This is a genomic window from Sphingobacterium lumbrici, from assembly GCF_006476045.1.
In the GTDB taxonomy this organism is placed as follows: Bacteria; Bacteroidota; Bacteroidia; order Sphingobacteriales; family Sphingobacteriaceae; genus Sphingobacterium; species Sphingobacterium lumbrici.
The window spans coordinates 45,305-67,538 of sequence record NZ_SRZY01000023.1 but is presented as its reverse complement, the minus strand read 5'-3'; the positions used below and the strand labels follow the sequence as shown (position 1 = coordinate 67,538).

16 protein-coding genes are annotated in these 22,234 nt (G+C 40.3%); 10 read left to right on the top strand and 6 right to left on the bottom strand.

Annotation, left to right across the window (positions count from 1 at the left end; genetic code table 11):
* Positions 1-169 precede the first annotated feature (169 nt).
* The 3 genes from E4F24_RS05675 to E4F24_RS05665 form a co-directional block, all read right to left on the bottom strand.
* Positions 170-1,816 carry a SusD/RagB family nutrient-binding outer membrane lipoprotein gene (locus E4F24_RS05675; protein WP_140937698.1) on the bottom strand — a complete coding sequence of 549 codons (1,647 nt, stop codon included), beginning with the start codon at positions 1,814-1,816 and terminating at the stop codon, positions 170-172.
* A gap of 45 nt (positions 1,817-1,861) precedes the next feature.
* Positions 1,862-5,242 carry a SusC/RagA family TonB-linked outer membrane protein gene (locus E4F24_RS05670; protein WP_181182386.1) on the bottom strand — a complete coding sequence of 1,127 codons (3,381 nt, stop codon included), beginning with the start codon at positions 5,240-5,242 and terminating at the stop codon, positions 1,862-1,864.
* 110 nt (positions 5,243-5,352) lie between these two features.
* Positions 5,353-6,537, bottom strand: a complete 1,185-nt coding sequence (locus E4F24_RS05665) for an ROK family protein (protein ID WP_181182385.1) — start codon at positions 6,535-6,537, stop codon at positions 5,353-5,355.
* 114 nt (positions 6,538-6,651) lie between these two features.
* Between E4F24_RS05665 and E4F24_RS13935 the strand changes: the two genes are divergently transcribed.
* Entirely contained in the window at positions 6,652-6,825 is a 174-nt protein-coding gene (locus E4F24_RS13935) for a hypothetical protein (RefSeq protein WP_216629139.1), read from the top strand.
* 4 nt (positions 6,826-6,829) lie between these two features.
* Here the strand turns inward: E4F24_RS13935 and E4F24_RS05660 are convergent, their stop codons facing one another.
* The gene (locus E4F24_RS05660; protein WP_216629138.1) at positions 6,830-7,672 is read right to left on the bottom strand and encodes a helix-turn-helix domain-containing protein; all 843 of its coding nucleotides are present in this window, start codon (positions 7,670-7,672) and stop codon (positions 6,830-6,832) included.
* Between the two features lie 424 nt (positions 7,673-8,096).
* Here E4F24_RS05660 and E4F24_RS05655 point away from each other — a divergent pair, with 424 nt between their 5' ends.
* From E4F24_RS05655 to E4F24_RS05645, 3 genes are all read left to right on the top strand, one after another.
* Positions 8,097-10,520, top strand: a complete 2,424-nt coding sequence (locus E4F24_RS05655) for a TonB-dependent receptor (RefSeq protein WP_140937695.1) — start codon at positions 8,097-8,099, stop codon at positions 10,518-10,520.
* 22 nt (positions 10,521-10,542) lie between these two features.
* Entirely contained in the window at positions 10,543-11,985 is a 1,443-nt protein-coding gene (locus E4F24_RS05650; RefSeq protein ID WP_140937694.1) for a hypothetical protein, read from the top strand.
* Between the two features lie 92 nt (positions 11,986-12,077).
* The gene (locus E4F24_RS05645; RefSeq protein WP_140937693.1) at positions 12,078-13,637 is read left to right on the top strand and encodes a PepSY-associated TM helix domain-containing protein; all 1,560 of its coding nucleotides are present in this window, start codon (positions 12,078-12,080) and stop codon (positions 13,635-13,637) included.
* A 166-nt stretch (positions 13,638-13,803) separates the two neighbouring features.
* On the opposite strand, the gene E4F24_RS05640 is transcribed toward E4F24_RS05645, so the two are convergent.
* Positions 13,804-14,157, bottom strand: a complete 354-nt coding sequence (locus E4F24_RS05640) for a phage holin family protein (protein WP_140937692.1) — start codon at positions 14,155-14,157, stop codon at positions 13,804-13,806.
* A gap of 490 nt (positions 14,158-14,647) precedes the next feature.
* On the opposite strand from E4F24_RS05640, the gene kbl reads away from it, so the two are divergent.
* The 6 genes from kbl (at position 14,648) to miaA (ending at position 20,331) form a co-directional block, all read left to right on the top strand.
* Positions 14,648-15,838: a glycine C-acetyltransferase gene (kbl, locus tag E4F24_RS05630; protein ID WP_140937691.1), complete on the top strand. Its 1,191-nt coding sequence runs from the start codon at positions 14,648-14,650 to the stop codon at positions 15,836-15,838.
* 143 nt (positions 15,839-15,981) lie between these two features.
* Positions 15,982-16,146, top strand: coding sequence for a hypothetical protein (locus tag E4F24_RS13750; RefSeq protein ID WP_181182384.1), 165 nt, complete (start codon positions 15,982-15,984; stop codon positions 16,144-16,146).
* 123 nt (positions 16,147-16,269) lie between these two features.
* The gene (gene pdxA / locus E4F24_RS05625; protein WP_140937690.1) at positions 16,270-17,325 is read left to right on the top strand and encodes a 4-hydroxythreonine-4-phosphate dehydrogenase PdxA; all 1,056 of its coding nucleotides are present in this window, start codon (positions 16,270-16,272) and stop codon (positions 17,323-17,325) included.
* Between the two features lie 25 nt (positions 17,326-17,350).
* The gene (locus E4F24_RS05620) at positions 17,351-18,781 is read left to right on the top strand and encodes a CCA tRNA nucleotidyltransferase (protein ID WP_140938106.1); all 1,431 of its coding nucleotides are present in this window, start codon (positions 17,351-17,353) and stop codon (positions 18,779-18,781) included.
* A 52-nt stretch (positions 18,782-18,833) separates the two neighbouring features.
* On the top strand, positions 18,834-19,412 hold the full coding sequence (locus E4F24_RS05615) for an IS1096 element passenger TnpR family protein (protein WP_140937689.1): 579 nt from the start codon (positions 18,834-18,836) through the stop codon (positions 19,410-19,412).
* Positions 19,324-20,331, top strand: coding sequence for a tRNA (adenosine(37)-N6)-dimethylallyltransferase MiaA (gene miaA / locus E4F24_RS05610; RefSeq protein ID WP_235891159.1), 1,008 nt, complete (start codon positions 19,324-19,326; stop codon positions 20,329-20,331). Before E4F24_RS05615 ends, miaA begins: the two co-directional genes overlap by 89 nt.
* A 612-nt stretch (positions 20,332-20,943) precedes the next feature.
* Here the strand turns inward: miaA and E4F24_RS05605 are convergent.
* On the bottom strand, positions 20,944-22,011 hold the full coding sequence (locus E4F24_RS05605) for a branched-chain amino acid aminotransferase (RefSeq protein WP_140937687.1): 1,068 nt from the start codon (positions 22,009-22,011) through the stop codon (positions 20,944-20,946).
* Between the last annotated feature and the right edge of the window lie 223 nt (positions 22,012-22,234).

Below are 22,234 nucleotides of genomic sequence, written 5' to 3'. Positions count from 1 at the left end.
GTACACTTAACAATGTACAAGCCCTTTTTCTTTTCTTCCTGATTTTCTAAAGGGGGCTTTATTTTAGTACCCCTTTAGAAAAATCAAATTTAGAAACCACATTGAGCACTACATTTCATAACTGCTGTATTATGTTTATGAAATATATTTCAAATTGTTTTAGATCCCTTTAAGGCATCCAATATACTTTCTTCATCATTTCAGCACCAGGGTCAGCACCGCCACTTGCGTTCATCCAATTTTCACGATTATTTGTCGCTTCATCAGCAGGGTACGGCATTTTATTGTATTGCGTAGCTGCTGCTGTTGTTGTTGGAGTCATTCCTGTTCTTCTAACAATTGCCCAAGCTTCCGGAGCTTCGAAAATAGCAGCAAGCCAGGCCTGTGTGATGATCTTTTGAAGATTTCCTGCATGGTCAGCAGGTATAAATGCTACTTTAGGATGTGCTAAAAAAGTGGCAATCGTAGTAGGCCCTAATGTAGGTCTGCTTCCTGTAGGCCAGATCCCACCCGTATTACTAGCGGCATAACTATACCAATAGTTAATGGAAGAGGTTAATCCTGCTTTATATTCAGCTTCGGCTTTCACCCAGTCTACCGCTACCCCCATACCTTTTGCATAAATTTCTGCTTTCAGGAAATGCACATCTGCTTCTGATATGAGCACGTAAGGGAATTGCTCCCAATCACGAATAAGGTACCAGTTAAAGCCGGCAAACTTGTTGTCAGGAAATGAATTGGGTGCCAAAGGCGCATCCGCATTAGGATAAATATTGGTTCCCCCTTCCAGTTCAGACCTGTCTTGCTTCTGTGGTACCCATTTACCGGCATTATTTGGCATAAACCACACATAACTGCGAGGATCATAAATACCCGACCCATCATCTGCATTAGTCGCAGATATTTGATTCCACAGATTATCGCTGAGCCTTATACTGCTTACCGATGTTTCACGGAATGCGTAAAAGAATCTGTCACCCCAGCTGCCTGGTATACTGCCGGCCGCTAACAGCGTAGGATATATTCCGACATTGTTTTTGCGCATATTAATCTGGTTATTACCATAGGATATGTCATTTGCCAGCGGCTTATTACCACCAATAATATCTGTAATAATACTACTTGCCAGTTGCTGCTCTTTTGCATACAAGCGAACGGCATAACGTAATCTTATGGCATTTCCAAATTTTACCCAGGCATCGTAATCACTGTTCAAGAAGGATTCGTATGTGCCTAAAGCAACTTGTGAACTTGCTGCAGCACCTGTTTTCATCGAGCTAACAGCTGTCGCTAAATCTGCTAATACCGATTTGTAAACAGTTGCCTGATCGTCATACGCCGGACGATACATTTCTGGCCCTTCGCTCGCTACACCTGCCTGCGAATAAGGTATACTGCCATACCTGTCGAGCATCTGTAACGTTTTATAACCGATGAGTATGGTTGCCATTGATTGCACATTGGTGTAGCTCTCAGGACTAGGGCTTGCATCAATCAGCTTAAGTAACTGTTTATAATCTGCCAGATCGGGATAATAATTGTTCCAATATGAACTTGTATAATTGGTAATATTAATCGCTACGTTTTGAGTGCCCATTTGATTGGTAATAGGCATAAATAAACCGGTGTATAAGGTATAATCCTCGTCAGTTGCCCGACGGGCCAGGTTATTGAAAATACCTGCCGGCGAGGCCGTAGAGACTGAAACATCCTTATACGGTTTATTTAAATCTTCAAAACCTTTGGTGCACGAAACGCCCATTGTTATCAGGGTAAGCCCAAGCATACCTTGTATGATTTTATGTTGTATTTGCATAATAATTTTATTTTTAATTTAACGCATCGCTAAAAATGCAAAAACTTATAATGAAGTTTTTAAGGTGAAACCAAAGGAACGAACTCGTGGCATAGAAGAATATTCAATACCTTGAATATTACCGATACCATTTACACCTTCAGGATTTAAACCTTTTGGTATAGTTGTAAAGATGTAAAACAGGTCACGCCCTATCAATGATACAGACAGGTTGTGCATAATTTTTGTTTTCTTCACTAATTGCTGAGGGAGCTGGTAAGTAAGTGCAATTTCCCTCATTTTCATCCAGGAGTTTTCAAATACACTTGCTGAAGTCGGCCTGCCTAAATGGTTCCATGCAGAAAAAGTACCTGCATAATACCAAAGGTGATGTACGACATCATTATTAGGTGTTCCGTCTGCAAAGACACCTCCAAAATTGATACCTGTATTTGCTGTTGTACCATCAGGATAAGTTAATGGCAAACCGCCACCATTACGTTCTTTCAGTGTTTCTTTAATGGTACCGCTTCCCATAGCAGCTGCATAAGATCCAAAATAAGTGTCTCCACCTATTTTGGCATCAGCCAAGAGGTATAAGGAGAAGTTTTTATAGCGGAATGTATTGCTAATACCACCGGTCATGGCCGGTTGTGAATTTCCAATTGGTACTTCATCTGGTGTAAGCACCCATTGTGTACCTGCATAATAGGTATTACCTCCTGTAGTAAAGGTTACAGGTTGTCCGTTTGTGCCTTCAGCACGCTTTACTACCTTTTGGCCATTGAGGTAAGTGAAATCCCTGCCATATAATGTGCCATAATATTCACCTACTTTTACACGCTGTGAAACACCGGCTCCACCAAAATAACTGCCAAGATTTAACTCGTCAATGCCTTCTGAAAGAGCAAGCACTTTAGTGTTGGAGCTGGCACCACTAATAGACACATCCCAGCTGAAGTCTTTATTCCTGATCGGGCTTCCACTCACAATAAATTCAATACCTTTGTTTCCGAGTGAGCCAGTATTAATGGTAATGCCACTGTATCCTGAAGAAAGAGGAATTGGATTGTCCAATATCTGGTTAAAACTCTTCATGGTATAAGCCGTAATATCCACATTCAATCTGCTGTTAAAGAACCCAAGGTTTAGCCCTAGTTCAAATGACTTACTTCTTGCCGGTTTAATACCGTCTGTTTTTAAAATACTGGGAAGACTTTGGGCCTGCTGTCCATTGTACACCACATTCTCAAGCAAATTGTGGATAGCATAAGGATCAGCATCACTACCTGTTTCAGCATAAGAGGCTTTCAGTTTACCAAAATTTAACCAAGGCATACTTGTTTGCAGGTTTTTAATTCCGTCTGTGAAAACATAGCCCACGTTAACTGAAGGGTAAAAATATGTATTATTGACTAGCGGTAGTGTGCTTGACCAGTCGTTACGTGCAGTCGCTTCCAGGAACAACTGGTTTTTGTAGGAAAGATTTAAGAAAGAGTAAACGGAATTAATTTTTTTAGCAAACCTAACTTCATCTGCTGGCGGAGGATTAGCAGCACCATTGTTTAACGCATATATAAATGGTTTTACAAAGTTGCCGGAAGTTTGGTTACTTACAATATAATCATTTCTGAAATAAGACTCACCACCGGCTGTAATACTACCATTAATCTCTCTGCCAAATAGGTTGTCTTTATGAGCACGCATAAATACATTGAGGTTTCGGCTTAGGTATTTTGATAAAGCCTCACGGTATTGGCCTTCTGATTGTCCCAACACATCTACAGGCGTATTTCTTACCTCTAATAGGTCATTAGAATTATCTACACCACCCAATCCCGTTACATTTAACCAATCTGTTATATCGGCGGTGAGTTTAACACTACCAACAAACTGGTTACGGGTGAAATCTGCGTTATTTTTTAATAAATTCCAGTACTGATTGTTTAGGTATCCAGTGCCCCAGGGATATGCAGGCGCATTGGGAACACTTGGCAATGCGCCAAAATTTACGCGTTCACCACTTGGTCCGAATTGTTGTGAGAAAACCAAATCCGGATCAAAATCTCTGGCCATGGAATAAACAGGTGCCGCCTGCCAGCCCGATCCTTGTTGCGGAGCATTCAGCCTGTTGAAATTGGTATAGCTGGAAGTAATTTCTGCAGACATTTTCTGGCTGATTTTTAACACCGAACCTAAATTAAACGTATTGCTTTGCATATTACTATTAATCATATTGGGCTTTGTGTCATTCCTTGTATAAGAAAATCGTGCAGTAGCATTTTCGTTCCCGGCATTAACGGCAACATTGTGAGAAGTTACCGAGCCATTCGGGAAAAATGCTTTCCAGTTATTTGGTTTTTCAGAATATGGCCTCTGTACACCATCGTAATTCATGATGGGCTGATTATCAAAACGTGCCCCCCATGAATAACTACCCGGGTAACTGAAGTAAGTGTAAAAATCGAAGGCATTAGGATAAGGCATTGGACCATGTGAGTTGTCGGTATAGTTTGTGCCCGAATTTGTATTGTTACCTACCTGCATACGCTGGCCTGCACCATTTCGTGAAAACCATTTGCTTTGATCAGCAGAAGTCATTGAGCCTACACCTCCCTGGCCATATTCATTTTGAAAATCCAGCATTGAAAAAGCGTCTGTATTACGCGTAGAAAAGGTATAATCTACTCCTAAACCCGAGCGATTTTCTCCCTTTTTGCGGGTAATTAATATAACTCCATTGGCACCGCGAGCACCATATAATGCCGCAGCAGAAGGCCCTTTTAATACGGTAATATTTTCGATATCTTCCGGATTAATCATATTCATGCCTGTTCCCCAGTCGTTGTAGCCCGAAACATCTGCTCCTGGTGCCCCCAATACACTACCGCCACCAGCACTTCGGTTTACATTTATAGGGTCGTTATTGATAGCAACACCATCTACGATAATTAATGCCCTATTATCGCCGGTAAAAGTTGTATTTCCCCTAACGACAATCCTTGAAGAGCTACCTTCTGAACCACCACCTGCCTGAGAAATTTGTAATCCGGCAACTTTACCCATTAAACCTTGTGCAATTGTTGGTGCTTGAGCAACGGTAAGATCTTTGCCGGATACTGTTTGAGTAGCATAACCTAACGCTCGCTTTTCTCGTTTTACACCCAAAGCCGTTACGACTACTTCATCGAGGTCACCGATTGCAGTCTCTAAAATTATGCTCAAGTTGTTAGAGGTACCGACTGCCACTTCTTTTGGCTGGTACCCAATATACCTAAAAACCAAAATGTCGTTTTCATTTGCAGAAATGGTAAACTTACCTTCTGCATCGGAACTTGTCGATTTTTGGATATTTTTGACTCGAATACTTACACCTGACAGGGTTTCGCCATTTGCATCCTTTACCGTTCCTGTTACGGTTTTTTGTGCAAATACTGTTGTGGCCATACAGCCTAACAATAGTATACATAGACACATTAGATAAATTTTTCTCATTGTTTTTAGTTTTAATTTGATGATATAATTGTGTTAGTTGGTTTGCATAATATTGTTACTAGTTAGTTAAACTGGCTATGTTCTACCACCAAACCTGCTGAAGCCATTAGTTCGGCATCCTCTAGCAGGTTTGATAAGATGATCGTGGTTTTTTCGGCAATACGAGGTATACAGAACTCGTTAATAGCCTGTTCTATCGAAGGCAGCAACATCTTACCTGCACGCGCGCCTCTGCCGCTTAGCACAATGCTTTCGGGATTAAGAATATGGATTAAAGTAGCCAAACCTTTTCCAATCTGGAAGGCCGCATCTGACAAAATGGCAACAGCCAATGGATCGTGCATGATCACTGCATCCAAAAAATGGTCGGCCTTATGCTTACTTTCATCCTTAAAAAGGCTTCGCATTATCGATTCGGATCCCCCTTCTATTGCCTTTTCCGCATTAGATACCATGACAAGCAGCGAGGTATCTACTTCCAAGCAGCCCACTTTACCACAGGAACAAAGGTTTGCCGTTTTTGATAGGGGAATGTGGCTAAACTCACCGGCATAACCACTACTTCCTCTATATAGGCTTCCGTTGACCACCATGCCCAAACCCGTACCCCATCCAATATTAATTACCAGTACGTCTTTCTTATCCACGGCCATTCCAAAGTTCAGTTCGGCCAGCGCTATCAAACTCGAATCATTATCGATATACACTTGTAGCTGGAGACCTGTTGATAAAAACCCCCTCAGGTTAGTTCCATCTGGCGTTTTAAGATAGGAATAATTGATGCCTTCGCGGATGTTGACAAAACCCGGCATACCGATTCCAACGCCCAAAATATGACTTTTGGGAAGGCCAAATGCCGCTATATTTTGATCGATAAATTGCATGAGCCTTTCTGTCGCATGCACATCTTGGATATTAAGGTCTAGATGTCTAACCGGATAGACAATTTCGTTTGCAAAATTGTAGATGGCCATTCTAGTAATGAACTGATCCATCGCAACAGCAATAATAAACTTCTCTTTCTTTGGATTTAACAGGAAAGTCTGCGCCCTCCGCCCTCCGGTCGAAGGACCTAATCCCTGTTCAATAACATACTTTTCCTTGATTAGGGTGTTTACCATGGCTGTAATTACCGGTAAACTTTTCTTCGTGCACTTGCTTATCGCAGCTAAAGAAAGTGCCTTTCTATAGTAAAGCTGCTTGATAATATCGGCCCGAAGCTGTTGTCCCTTTCCTATTACAGTCATAATTGTCTCATTTGTGTTGATAAACTTAATAAATAAAAACCGAATACTACAAATCTTTTTAAAAAAAATGTAAAGATTTATAGTGTTCATAAAAAAAGAAAAGAAGATGCCTTGATGATTAAGATAGCTTTTTTTGAAAAAGAGCGTAGAAAGCAGAGAACAAAAGGATGTCAAAGTTTTAGGCTGCCTTATTTTGATAGGCAGGAGTATGGGGAAGGGTTGTTGGATGGTTTAGGTATTGTCAGTAAGAAAAAGGTCTTTTTTGGTAGGCTCTATGACTTACTATAAAGGCTTACTTAAGCGAATTTGGAATAAAGCCAAAGTATTTTTTAAATGCTGTTGTGAAATGGGTTGCATGTTTATAACCCGTTAATCGAGCTACATCCGATATACGGTGCTTTCCGGTCATGATCAGATTTTTAGCGTATAGCATTTTCGTTTCCAAGGTAAAGTTCATTACCGTTTTTCCAACATGTTGTTTGAAGTATTTTTTTAGGTATTGCTCATTTGTACCTATCGTTTTTGCTAGGTCTCCTATGCTGTAATTTTGGGTTAGGTCTTCCTGAATGATCTTTTTTGCCTGAATTACCTTCTCCAGCAATTGATCCTTAACTACAGATTTATTTTCTGACAACAGTATTTCCATTTGTAGGGTCAAGATTTCCAGTAGCAGACTGTGGATCTTGATGTTGCTTAGTAGGTCATCACATATATATAGGTCTATGATGCGTTGTTTTAGCAAGTCAATACTGCTATTGGTTCGGATTACCCGAATATTCGGTGGATGAATTAGTTCGATGATATGATACACGTCAAGATATTCCTGAGGAACAATGAATGCTATGATTTTTGTGTTTTCCTTTAACAAGGAAATGTCGAGCAGTTGTCCTGTAGTGACATGATGAACGTTAGTATAGTTGGATGCGATCGTATATTGGTGGTCGTCTAATGTATAGGAGCAGGGTACCTGTTCTTCAATACATAATATATTTAAGTAGCCTGATATCGGGAGAACAAGCTCTGAGATAGTACCCGCATTCCAGATACCATATTGCATCACTGCGCTCAGTTCCCGGAAGAAGCTATTCGCTGGCAAAGGCGTCGTAAATTCTGAAAATGAATGTTTATTTTCCAATGGTGTCATTTTGCTGTCTCGATTGATTACACTTCCTTATTTAGACTCATTCCAATCTGTACGCAAACATAAATAAAATGCTTTGCATTCACAAACCGAATGCAGTGAGCTCATGAACTCCTTTGAGGTGAACATGAGTGAATAACTTAGCGTAGCGATTTAATCAATTTCATTATCCCCTTAATAAAAAACCTTTAGTCTAATTCTGAAACATGTAAGGTAGTAATGTATATTAATAGTTTGCAACGTGATTACATACTTCTATTCTTGTTTTTTACCAAAAACAAGAGATATTTCCGATTATGAAGTTTTTTTTTCCGAATGCGTTATCCTTCTATTTAGAATAATTCTAATTTTGCGTCATTGAATTTTATTTAGACTTGTTCTAAGGAGAGTATCGAATTATTATAATTAATCGGCATTAATGAAACAATTTTATTTGACTATCTTTTTTATTTTGTTTACGGTTCTGGCATTTGCACAGATGGGCGAGATCAGTGGTAAAGTGCATTTGGAAGATGGAACACCTGTAAGTAATGTCACAATTCGTGTCGTTGGGACAGAAATAGGTGGTATGTCAGATGATAAAGGTTTCTATACCTTAAAAAATGTTCCTTTTGGAAAGCAAGAGATCCGCGTTTCATCAGTAGAGATTGATGCAACGACGTTGACATTTGTGGTGAAAAAAGCAAAAGAACATCTGGATGTGCATATCAGTCCGAAAGGGGATATTTCACTAGACGAAGTAGCTGTTCAACGTATGACAGTAAAAAGAGATATGGAAACCAGCGGATTTGCGGTAGCCGTTATTGAAACCAAGGAAGCGTCGCTAAGAAACCTGACTACAAATGAATTGTTGGATCGTGCGGTTGGTGTGCGAGTAAGGCAAAATGGAGGAATTGGTTCTCAGATAGAGTACAATTTGAATGGTATGTCTGGTAGTGCTGTCGGAATATTTCTAGATGGAACGCCTATCTCGACCTTTGGTTCATCTTTCAACCTGAACAATATCCCTCCGGCAATGATAGAACGCATCGAGGTTTACAAAGGCGTGTTACCATCTCATTTGACTGGCGATTATGTAGGTGGAGCTATCAATGTCATCATGAAAAAAGATGCCTCAGCTAATAGTGTTACAGCGGCAGTCTCCTACGGTTCATTCAATACTTTTCAGACGGATATAGGGGCTTTGTATAGAGATCAAAAATCAGGTTTTACAACAAGAATTTCCGGGTTTTATACCTACACAGATAACAGTTATGAGATGTGGGGGAAATTTGCTATGAAAACTGGAACTGAGTTAAACTTGACACGATATCACCGTTTTAAACGGTTCAATAATACGTATAAATCTGTTGGAGGACGCTTTGAGTTTGGTTTTACAGATGTGAAATGGGCTGATCAGTTTTTCTTAGGATATAACATATCAGATACCTACCAAGACATTCCACACGGAGTGACTATGGCACAGCCTTACGTGGGAAGATTCAATGAATATCAGGCTCATGTGCTTAGTTTGAATTATAATAAAGCAAATCTTTTGATCGATGGATTGTCGCTTCATGTGAATGCTGTCTATAGCAACAGGAGTACCTATCTGCAGGATACGGCAAGAACGATGTATAATTGGGATGGAAGTCCTATGATGCGTATGTTTAATGGGGTACCTACGCCTTTTGTAAAGAGACCTGGTCTTGGACAACAAGGCGATGCGATTATTACGAATATAGACCGAAAGATCATAAATGCTCGTACTAATTTGTCATATACGGTTGCACAGGGACATCGTATATCTTTAAATCATAGTTTGAATTCCACACGCCTTGACACAGAGGATTTGCTGAATCCTAATGCTCCGTTAAATTCAGAGAACGACCGGACAACAGCAACTAATATAGTTGGATTTAACTACGAAGCGCAGACATTAAGTAATAAGCTGAGGACAAATCTTCTGGCCAAATATACTATTAACCAAAATCATTATGATAATTCGGGAAAGACGACTACCGTGACCAATAGCAATCCTGGCTATGGGATTACGGTGTCCTATAATGTAATGCCGAAATTATTTCTGATCGCTTCTAATGAGAATTCTTTTATCTCTCCGAGGGACGAGCAGATTTTTGGAAGCCCGGAAAGAAATATCTTAGAAAACGTAGACTTGAATCCTGAGAGAAATGTCAATTATAATTTAGGTTTTAGATACACGGCTTTAGAAGGAAAGAAAAATAAACTTTCGCTTTACGCAAGCGCTTTTTGGAGGAACGGCTATGATAAAATAGCCGTGCAGGCTGTCGATTCGGTCATTGCAGGTAGGGAAAGTGATGCCAACATACAAACATCGAAATATATCAATATTGGGAGAACCCAATCCAGAGGGTTTGAAGCAGAGGTTACTTATGTGTACAACAATAAGCTAAATGTGTTGGTTAACTTTTCTAGGTTCAACACCTTAATGAAGGAAAAGTTTGATGAAAATGGTCAGCCTCATCGTATGTATAATAGGCAGTTACCTAACGAACCTTTTTTTATGCTAAATGCTAGTTTGCAATACCGAATAGATAACCTCATTCAGCGAAAATCAACATTCAATATTTTTTATAACTCGGGTTATGTAGTGCCTTTTCAAACAGTTTGGATCGATTCAGATAAATGGTTTACCACACCCACTCAGTTTTATCATGATTTAGGTGGTAGTTATCGTACACCGAATGGTCGTTTCGTGGTCAGTTTGGATTTGAAAAATATTACAAACGCAGAAGTATATGACAATTTTGGTGTGCAAAAGCCGGGACGGGGCGTATACTTAAAATTGAATTATATACTTAATAGTTTCAATCGAAAATAATCAACAATAAAATTTATATATAATGAATAAAAAATTACTAAAATCCGTATTGTTCGGTTCTGCTATTGTACTAGGTACAATGGTCTCATGTGATAAGAACGATGGGCCAGATGGTGGTAATGGTGCTTCCGGACCGGATAATAGTCCGAGAAAACACATCACATTGACAGCCGCATTTCCGGATGAGAAAGGTACAGCGGGTAATGGAGGAACATTAGCTTATGCTTTGACGCAAGAAGAAGCAAGTGATGCCTCAAAAGAAATCGATATATGGTCAAAGGGATATAGTCTGCGCTCTCAAAGAACTGCACGTGTGCAGGGATCCATTAATGGCAACTTTTTATACAATATACAGTATACAGGTGTTAACGGAGGAATCTTTAATAAATATCGTGTATCGGGCGGAAAAGATTTTGTAGATACAAAAGAAGAGTTAAATGTTTCGGGTGTTTTAGGTACATCTCCTCGTTGGGTTAAAGCTGCTGAAGGAGTGGGAATAGGCGTAAATATCTCTGGTGCATCTGCTCCTATTGATCCTGTAAAAGCAGAAGCTGGTACACAAACTTATGAGTATAGAAGGGGTACGGCCAGCGTAGCGCTTATAAATTTGGATGATCCGCGCGTACCTAATACCACTGAATTCGAGTTTCCTTTTACCCAAGCTGAAAAAGAAGCCGGTTATTCTGTAGGTCGTCTTGATGTTCCGGTAATACGTGGAAATAAAATTTTTATTGGATGTTCAATTAGTAAGGTGGATCCCACAAAGCTACCTGTAAAATCAGTAAATGCAACGACAGGAGTAGTTACTTGGAGTTGGCCTAATGATGCTGGTAATATAAAAGGTACCGTAACGCTAGTGCTCGATTATCCTTCGTTAGCTAATCCGAGATTAATTTGGTCTACACAGAGTAAATATGGTAATAACAGCTACCGCACAATGACTCAATATGTAGGAACTGATGGTCATGTATATCAAGCTACGGGAACTGGACCTAATGCAGCTTTTCCACACATCCTTCGTATTGACAAAAGCACGAACGAATATGATAATACATATTTATTCGACTTGTCTAAAGCTTTAGGAACCGGTAATCTTACAGGTATCAGGGCTTGGAGATACATCAAAGACGGAATTGGTATCGTTCTGTACACGGAAGCAGGTGTTGACGGCGGTTACGTTGCCCTTGTGGATTTGAATGCGAAGACAGTGACAAAATTGGTTACAGAAAACCAAACCGACAGCGGTTTCTCTGGTCTTTCCGCAGCTCAAAATGGAGGTACGGCTTTGCAGGGATCGTTTACTCAGTTCCAAAATATCGGTCTTGCCGGCGATTATGTATATCTCCCATTGACACCTAATGGTAAGGACGGAAATCTATATGTTGTCAATTGGAAAACTAAAACGATTGCCAAAGGAATTAAACTGAAGGGACAATCAGGTAGTTTCTATTTGGGCGCTTACTAATCGAAACAATTAGTGCTCCTTATACAAGTATAATCAGGTGAGGCCTTACCCTTGCCTGATTTTTATTTGATGAATCATTTAGAGAGAAGAGAATGAACAAATCAAAAAAGACAAACCAACAAACCTGGCCCAAAGTCCGGAAGTTATTTAATGATCTCCACTTATGGGGCGGGTTGATTTCGGGAATAGTCGTTTTTATCGTTTGTATTACAGGTACGGTATACGTCTACAATACCGAGATACGGGAGGCCGCGGCCCCTGAATATTATAAGGTACAAGCAGCTGGAGATAAGATTGCTCCAGATTCCTTGTTGGCTATTGTAAAGCCTCGTATCGAAGGGCGCATCGTAGGGATTAAGATTCCTCACGCAACAGATGCAACGACAGCAGTCCTTTTTATTAAGCCCGAAAAGAATAAAGAGGAAGAGCAATTGCCACGCGGCGCAGCCGAACGTTCAGGCCGGCAACGTGCCCAAGGCGATGGTGCAGCTTCAGCCAAAAGAGGATCTGGTGAAGGTACGGAAAAACGTCATGCTCACGGTCATGCCCACAACGATAAAAAGGAGGAAGGGGAGGAAGTCCCTCAGCGCAAACCTGCTAAAGACAGTCTAGTACAGACAGTATCAGTACATGACAAACCACATACGCACGATCACAACCACGGCAATGCAGATAATAGTAAGCGTGGAGAAGGCTCTCAGGTAGCCGCGGCTAGAGGGCAGGCTGGTCCTGCGGCAGGAGGAGGTCCGCGTCGTCCACGGTTCAACCAAATGATGGTAAACCCCTATTCCGGAGAAGTGATCGGTGATGTCTCGGAAGTAAAAACGAAGACAGCAGAATTTATGCAAAAAATGTTTGGCCTACACCGGTGGTTGTTGCTCAATGAAATTGAAGAGCCGATTATAGAGGGAGTAGAGAACCGTAAACTAGGATCTTGGATTACAGGTACTGCTACGTTACTGTTTTTATTCGGTGTTATTTCCGGTGTCGTTATTTGGTTTCCGAACAAAATGCGGTCGTGGAAGAATGGTTTAAAAATCAAATGGTCTGCCAAATGGAAACGTATCAATCACGATTTACATAATACATTAGCTTTTTACAGCTGTATCATTCTGTTTTTGATGGCCGTTACCGGACCATTCTGGTCGTTTGAATGGTACAGAGCAGGGTGGCAAAAAACTTGGGGGACATATCAGGAGCCCAATACCCCAAAAGAAGAGAAGCCGCAACAGGTATCTCTTATTCCAAAGGAAGGGCATCAACCCCTTACTGTTGAGCAGACATTATCGGCCGTCAACGATATATTGCCCTACAATGGCGACGTAACCATCAACTTTGCTAAAGATAGTATTGGTGCCATCAGTATTGCTAAGAATAGGGTTGGCTTTTTCGCACCATCAGCAGGAGATAAATTGACACTAGATCAATATACGGGAGAGGTATTGGAAAAGGATATTTTCAGCGAAAAGCCTTTTAATGAGCGTGCAGCGGCATCGATAAAAGCATTGCATATAGGGGATATTTATGGTTCATTTACGAAACTGCTCTATTTTATATCCTGTATTATTGCAACATCTCTGCCTGTCACAGGTGTCATGATATGGATCAATAAAATGAAGAAAAGACCAAAGAAAAAGACCATATCATCATGATAAAAACAGTCCGTTGAAGTACTTCAACGGACTGTTTTTGTAAAGTTCGTATATAGATGGTCAAATAGGATTTTACACTTTTTATCGAGCTGTACAAGTGTCACCGTAGCAAATGCACAGCGTATCAATAGTACGAAATGAGACTTCTTTGGTTTATATACTCTATTTATCTAGCGGATTCGTCTCCGCGAATCCTTCCAATAATCATTTCGAGTACAGCTACCGCAATGGCAAACAACGCTGCTGTCCAGAATCCCGAAACATCGAATTTAGATCCCATGATGCTGTCGCTGAGCATGACCATCAATACCGTGATGACAAATGAAACCAGGCCAAAAGTAAGCCAATTGAGTGGAAATGTGAATAAGCGCAGTATCCCACCGATAACTGCATTTACGAATCCGATTACTAATCCTGTTACAATAGCCCATCCAAAGCCTGCAACGTGGACACCTGGAATAAGATAGGATGCGAATGCGATAACAAGCCCCGTTAACAAAAGTGATATGATGAATCTCATAATTACAAAGTATTAGTTTGGAAAAAACAGGTCAAATTTAGTGCCAAAGGAAAAGTTTCGACATTAAACGCGCTGACTAGCAGTTTAAGAACCTAACATCCGAAAAACCGCATGCCGATTAAAGATTTAAAACATCATATATCTTAGGATCGAGGTGTACGCTCAAATTGACGTTGAAGAATGTTCACGATAAATGAAACAATTTTACCAAAACTGGCAGTCCTTATGAGGGCTGATATATTTATGATCCAAAATCAGGTAAAACGTACAGATGTAAAATGAGTATTATAAGGTATCAGCCAACTAGACATCCGTGGATATGAGGGTGTGAGTTTTTGGGTCGGACCGAAACATGGAAGCGGATTAAATAGGACAATCGATTTCGTTATAAGCACATTATAATTTCTTGTATCTTTGGTTGGTAGACGAGTGAATTTGCGAATCCGCTTATTTGCCTATTTTTTGACTTATAACTTTTTTTACTTATAATATGTTTACAACATTAAAACCCGTATTGGAAAAAGAACTTGCAGCGATTAAGGATGCAGGCTTGTACAAAGAAGAACGTATCATCGTTACACCGCAAGGGGCAGATATTAAAGTAAGTACAGGGCAGGAAGTGATTAATTTCTGTGCGAACAATTATCTGGGATTGTCATCTCATCCCAAAGTTACAGAAGCTGCAAAAAAAGCCATTGATTCACATGGTTATGGGATGTCATCTGTGCGCTTTATCTGTGGTACGCAGGATGTTCATAAAGAATTAGAAGCCAAGATTTCTAAATTTTTAGGTGCCGAGGATACCATTTTATATGCTGCCGCATTTGATGCTAATGGAGGCGTATTCGAGCCGTTATTAGGAGCAGAGGATGCTATTATTTCGGATGAGTTGAATCACGCTTCGATTATCGATGGAGTGCGTTTGTGTAAAGCACAACGTTTCCGTTATAAAAATTGCGATATGGAAGATCTTGAAGTACAATTAAAAGCCGCTTCAGGAGCACGCCATCGTATCATTGTAACAGACGGTGCTTTTTCAATGGATGGCTCGGTAGCCCCTTTGGATAAAATCTGTGATCTTGCCGATAAATATGAGGCTTTAGTGATGATAGATGAATCGCACTGCTCTGGCTTCATTGGTAAGACAGGTCGCGGTACCCACGAATTATTTAACGTGATAGATCGCGTAGATATTATAACAGGTACCCTCGGTAAAGCCTTAGGAGGTGCTTCAGGTGGTTTTACGTCTGGGCGTAAGGAAATTATTGATATGTTGCGTCAACGCTCACGTCCGTATTTATTTTCAAATACCCTGGCTCCCGCAATTGCTGGTGCTTCCGTTGCGGTATTGGATATGTTGAGTGAAACGACTGAACTACGGGATAAGTTGGAGAATAATACGACATACTTCCGTGAGAAAATGACAGAAGCCGGATTCGACATCAAATCAGGTTTTCATCCCATCGTTCCCGTCATGTTATATGATGCTAAATTAGCACAAGAATTTGCAGCAAAAATGCTGGAAGAAGGAATTTATGTGATCGGTTTTTATTATCCGGTTGTTCCACAGGGAAAAGCACGTATCCGTGTACAGATCTCTGCTGCACATGAAACCGAACACTTGGATAAAGCGATTGCTGCGTTTACCAAAGTCGGAAAAGCATTGGGTGTGATAAAGTAATAGCGTTATTTTTATTGAAAAAGCCTTCATAATAAACGTTAGTCGGTAAAAGTATTAACGTGTTTATGAAGGCTTTTTTGTTAGTTCTAACGGGGTAGGGGTATAATGAAATTGGAAGATTATCCGATGCTTCAAAACCAGTAATGCCTAAAAAAACACTCCCGGATTCTAAAACTGTTACTCCTCCAAAAATGGAAGATAAGGCAACAAGTGAAAAATACAATGGATTTGATGTCTTGTTAGATAAGGATAAGAAGAAATACGATTTAGATAAAAATAGTAAAAAGATCTTTTTGGATGCAAAATAGTATGCGTCATTAAATAAAAATAATGTAAGCGTAAATAGTTCTGTGTAAGAATTCGTAAAACCGCAGAAAGCATTAGTTTTCTGCGGTTTTTTGTTTATTTTTGAGCGAATAAAGCTTTAAAAGATGAGTGAAAAATTAAAAGTAGGTATTAGTATAGGCGATATAAATGGGGTAGGATTAGAAGTGATTATCAAGTCGTTATTGGATAATCGTGTGCTGGAATATTTTACACCTATTGTCTATGGAAATACTAAAAATGCTTCTTTTCATCGTAAAGCAAATAATATCAATGATTTCAGTTTCAATGTAATCAATGGGGTAGAACAAGCTCATCCTAAGCGGGCGAATATGATCAACTGCTGGCAGGAGGATGTTCGGATTACGTTGGGAGAAGAGAATGAGATAGGTGGGAAATACGCCTTTATTTCACTTGAGAGAGCCGTTGAAGATTTGAATGCAGGGAAAATTGACGCATTGATTACAGCTCCTATCAACAAGCACAATATTCAGCAAGAAGGATTTTCGTTTCCCGGTCATACGGAATACCTGCAAAGTAAGACGAATTCGGATGATGTACTGATGTTTATGATCTGTGATGATCTCCGTATTGGTGTTGTCACCGGACATATTCCTGTTAAAGAGGTTGCGGCACAGATTACAGAAGAAGCCATACTAAAAAAGCTTCGTCTGATGAATAGCAGTCTGAAGACCGACTTTTGGATTCAAAAGCCGAAGATTGCCGTATTAGGACTTAACCCACATGCCGGTGATAACGGTATTATAGGGACCGAAGACGATACGGTTATTCGTCCGGCTATCGATAGAGCAAAACAAGAAGGGATCCTTTGTCTTGGACCTTATCCGGCAGATGGATTCTTTGCTACGGATGCCTATTTAAAATTTGATGGTGTGCTGGCAATGTACCACGATCAAGGCTTAATTCCTTTTAAACATATCGCGAATCGTAAGGGGGTAAACTATACAGCCGGATTACCTATTGTGCGCACATCGCCCGATCACGGAACAGGCTATGATATTGCCGGAAAGAATTTAGCTTCCCACGAATCATTTCTGGAAGCGATATTTGCCGCTGTACATATCGTCAAAAACCGTCGAGAGCAAGCCGAATTGTCGCGAAATCCATTAGCATTTCGTAAACTTTCAAAGGATAGGGATTAATTTATTAAAATAAGTAATTTTGCAAATTATTAAACATTTACAACATCCTATATTTTCCATTATTAAAGAATTGGCAGCACACACAAAAACCGAATGCTACGTCATTGGGGGATATGTGCGGGATCGTATTATGGGCCGTCCATTCAAAAATGACGTAGATATTCTGGTTATAGGAAGCGGAATAGATTTTGCAAATGCCTTAGGTGAAAAGTTGCGTACCAAAGTGGCCGTTTATAAATCTTTCGGCACAGCCATGTTGGTTTATGATGGACTGGATGTCGAATTTGTGGGGGCTCGGAAGGAATCTTATCGACGGGAATCCCGCAAACCTATTGTAGAGGATGGCACGTTACAAGACGATCAGAACAGACGTGATTTTACCATTAACGCCATGGCATATTCGCTCAATGCTGATAACTATGGCGAATTGTTAGATCCGTTTAATGGTCTTGAAGATATTGAAAACCGTTCTATTCGCACCCCGTTAGCACCAGCGGAAACATTTTCGGACGATCCTTTGCGTATGATGAGGGCGATCCGTTTTGCAACGCAATTGAACTTTAAAATTGATATCCATGCGATCCAATCTATTTCGGATACAAAGGATAGGATTAAAATCATTTCTAAAGAACGTATTACCGATGAATTGAATAAGATCATCTTGTCGGATAAACCGTCGATGGGTTTTAAATATCTATTTGACACCGGATTATTAACATTGATATTTCCAGCTATGTGCAATCTGCATGGTGTTGATATAGTTGATGGTAAAGGACACAAGGACAACTTTTATCATACCTTGGAAGTATTGGATAATGTTGCAGAAATGTCTGATGATCTATGGTTGAGATGGGCTGCTATTATGCACGATATCGCTAAGCCGGCAACTAAACGATTTGATAAACGTGTAGGATGGACATTCCACGGACATGAAGATAAAGGAGCACGAATGGTGCCCAAACTTTTTGCCGAACTGAAATTACCCCTTAACGACAAGATGAAGTTTGTGCAGAAATTGGTACAGTTGCATTTGCGGCCAATTGTATTGGCACAAGAGATTGTAACCGATTCTGCCGTAAGGCGTTTACTTTTCGAGGCAGGGGATGATATAGAGGCGCTGATGTTGCTGTGTCATGCCGATGTGACTACAAAAAATGAATTTAAAAAGAAAAAATATAGAGATAATTTTGAGCTGGTAAAGCAGAAGCTCAAAGACGTAGAAGAACGGGATCAGATCCGCAACTGGCAACCCCCGGTAACAGGCGAAGATATCATGGAAGTCTTTGAATTGGGGCCAGGCAAGGTGGTCGGCATTATCAAAAATGCTATTCGCGAAGCGATCTTGGAAGGAGATATTCCGAATAATCGTGAGGCCGCATATCATTTTATGGTAAGCCGTGGGAAAGAATTAAATTTAGAACCCAAGCGTACTTTGTCTTTAGAGACCTCAAAATAATTTTTATTTTTATACAGCGATTGAGCGCGAGCTTAAAAACGAGACTTATAATATGGCAATTTATAGATTTAGAGTAACTTTTGAAGATTATGAAGATATATATCGTGATATTGATATGCCTTCAAAAAGCACCTTCTTAGAATTACATCAAGAAATTCATAAGAGCACAGGTTATCCTGTAGATGCATCATCTTCATTTTATGTGAGCAATGACCAATGGAAGAAAGGAACTGAAGTTGCTTTACAACCATCTGCACGTAAAATAAATGATGGCGTATTGCTGATGGAAAATATCCGTTTGAGTAAGTTTATAGACGATCCTCATCAAAAATTTTATTATATCTATAATTTCGACCGTCCCTACGATTTTCATGTGGAACTCATTAAGATTCTGAAAGAAGAAGATGGTAAAGAATATCCGGCTTTATTTAAAGTTGTCGGTCAAGCTCCACGAAACCTAGCTGCGGCCAATTTCCCTGTGGCAGATACTGTTGATGACGACGACGATGATATTGATGTGGTAGCCGAAGAGTATGGTGTTGATGAAGAGGATGATTTTGATGTTGTTGACGATGAAGAAAGTGAAGAAGAGGAGTCTTCACAAGAGTTTGGAGGAGAGGATAATTATTAATGCACGCAATACAATAGCCAAAAAGACTCTAGTCGCAGTGGTTGGCCCTACCGCAGTAGGTAAAACTGCTATGGCTATCACTTTGGCGCAACATTTTAACACCGAAATTATCTCCGCAGATTCGCGCCAATTTTATCGAGAGATGTGTATTGGTACAGCAAAGCCTGATGCGGAAGAGCTAGCTGCGGCTCCCCACCACTTTGTCGATTCCCATTCCATCGATGAAGAATATTCTGCAGGAGATTTCGAACGTGATGCGTTAGCATTAATGGAGGAATTATTTAAAAAGCACGATACTGTCATCATGGTCGGAGGGTCGGGGTTGTTTGTTCGGGCAGTTTGTGAAGGACTTGATAACCTTCCCAAAGCTCCGGAAGGTATTCGGGATCAACTTAATAAAGACTTCGAACAATATGGGCTTGATCTTTTGAAAGAACGTCTTTTAGCAATAGATCCAGACTATTATGCTATAGCGGATACAGGTAATCCCCAACGTGTGATTAGAGCACTGGAGGTTTACCAGACAACAGGGCTACCGATGTCTTCTTATCAGAAGAAAGCCGCCCCTCAAAGACCATTTGACATCGTTACCATCGGTCTCAATATGGAACGGGAAAAATTATACGAACGTATTAATATCCGTGTAGATAAGATGATTGAAGCTGGTTTGATAGAAGAAGTGAAGCTCTTACTTCCTTATCGTCACAAGCCCGCATTATTAACGGTTGGATATGCCGAGTTATTCGATTATCTGGACGGCAGGACCTCTTGGGAAGAATCTATAGAAAAGATAAAACAAAATTCGCGGCGCTATGCCAAGCGACAGATTACCTGGTTTAAGAAATATGGTAACACGACATGGTTTCAACCGAATGAAAAAGATAAGATAGTGGCGTATCTTAATCGGTTTGTTTCTTAGAGAGGATGCTTTTAATGAACCTTTTATTTAATCAGTTCTGTTTGTCGCTCGCCGCGATGAGGCATTCCTTTTTTCCGCAAAAAGGAATCAAACCTGCCTGCCGGCAGGCAGGAACTCGTCGCTGTGCCGGCTCGCCAGAACGGATCACCATTCCTGCTGTCGGCGACCCGCCAAGGCGACATTTGTCGGACATGTAAGGATAGTGCATTGTTATATGATTATTATAATACTTCAGCTGAATTGAAAAAGGACGGCCTTAGCGGATTTGGACGTGCAGGCAGCGGATGATGTGTTGCAGAAACGTACAATTAGCACGTAACCAAGCAGATCTCAGCCTTTGTTTTGGGACAGAGCGCCGGAGGCCTAAGAGCTGCGCACTGCATCATCGCATCGCCGAAACGACAAATACGGTACAGCCTTGATTTTTTTGCTTCGTTTTTTTATCAAGAAAAAAATGAAGGCCCTGTCGTGGCAACAACGGAAAGGCAATGTGAGGGTCAAAAAACTGATTAAATAAAAGGTTCATTTCCATTACTAACCAGCTTTCATTAAAAACAAAAATCCCAAACAGAATAACTGCTTGGGATTTAATATAATAGTCAATTTGAACAATTAGACAATATAATTCCAGCCGAATGGATCTTCAATTTTGCCGTAGCGTAGATCATTTAAATAGCTCAATACCTTGTTGGAGAATTCGCGACCTTCTACCGGAGGTAGATTGTAATCCTGCCCATTGAATCCGATACGTGAAATATGCGTAATGGTGGCAGCTGTTCCTGCAGCAAAGGCTTCGGATACCGTTCCGTTTTCGATACCGTCAATTAATTCTTGTACCGATACCTTGCGTTGTTCGGCCTTATAGCCCCACTTTTCAGCTAATTCCATAATGGTACGGCGTGTAATACCATGCAAGATAGTGTCTCCGTGTGGCGTGATAATGGTGTCTCCAATACGGAATATAAGGTTTGCTGTACCCGCTTCTTCAATGTATCTGTGCTCGTTTGCATCAGTCCACATAATTTGATCGTATCCCTCATCGTTAGCCAATTTGGTAGGATACAGGGATAATGCATAATTACCCGCATTTTTGGAAAAACCAACTCCACCCTCCGCAGCACGCGTATAATGGGTTTCTACTTTTAAGCTGATAGGTTTACTGTAGTAAGCTCCTACAGGGCATGTAATAATAATAAATTTATACGATATAGATGGATGGACACCCAATGCCGCTTCTGTCGCAAACATAAAAGGACGGATATATAATGAAGTTCCCTCTTTAGACGGTACCCAATTCCTATCTACATCCAATAATTTTTTTAATCCTCCTAAGAAAATTTCTTCCGGCACTTCCGGCATTTGTAAGCGTGAAGCTGATTTATTAAAACGTTCCCAATTTTTCTCCGGACGGAAGATGCTCACTGTACCATCTGCAAATTTATATCCTTTAATCCCTTCAAAGATAGCCTGCCCATAATGCAGTGCCGACATAGACGGGTTAACCGTTAAATCGCCATAAGGTAGAATGCTGACATCTGTCCATTTGCCATCATTGTATTCAGCGACCAGCATGTGGTCTGACATGACTTTTCCGAATACTAAATTGTTAAAATCTACCTGCGAGAGTCTTGAGTGTTGCGTTGGCTCTACGCGAATTGAAAGTTGTTCTGTCGCGCTCATTTCTATTCTAGTTATAAAGTACGCAATTTATGAAAAAGATTAATAGTTGACACATTCTAATTGCTGATTTTTTCTGAAAACACCTATAATTATTCAATAACCTTCCTAAAAGGTGCAATGCTGCAGGTATCACAGCTAGATGTGCAGTTTTTTTATTTCTTGGGGTAACAATTTGTAATTACCCATGATATACCAATGAGTCTGACAGAATTAAAAACTTAAA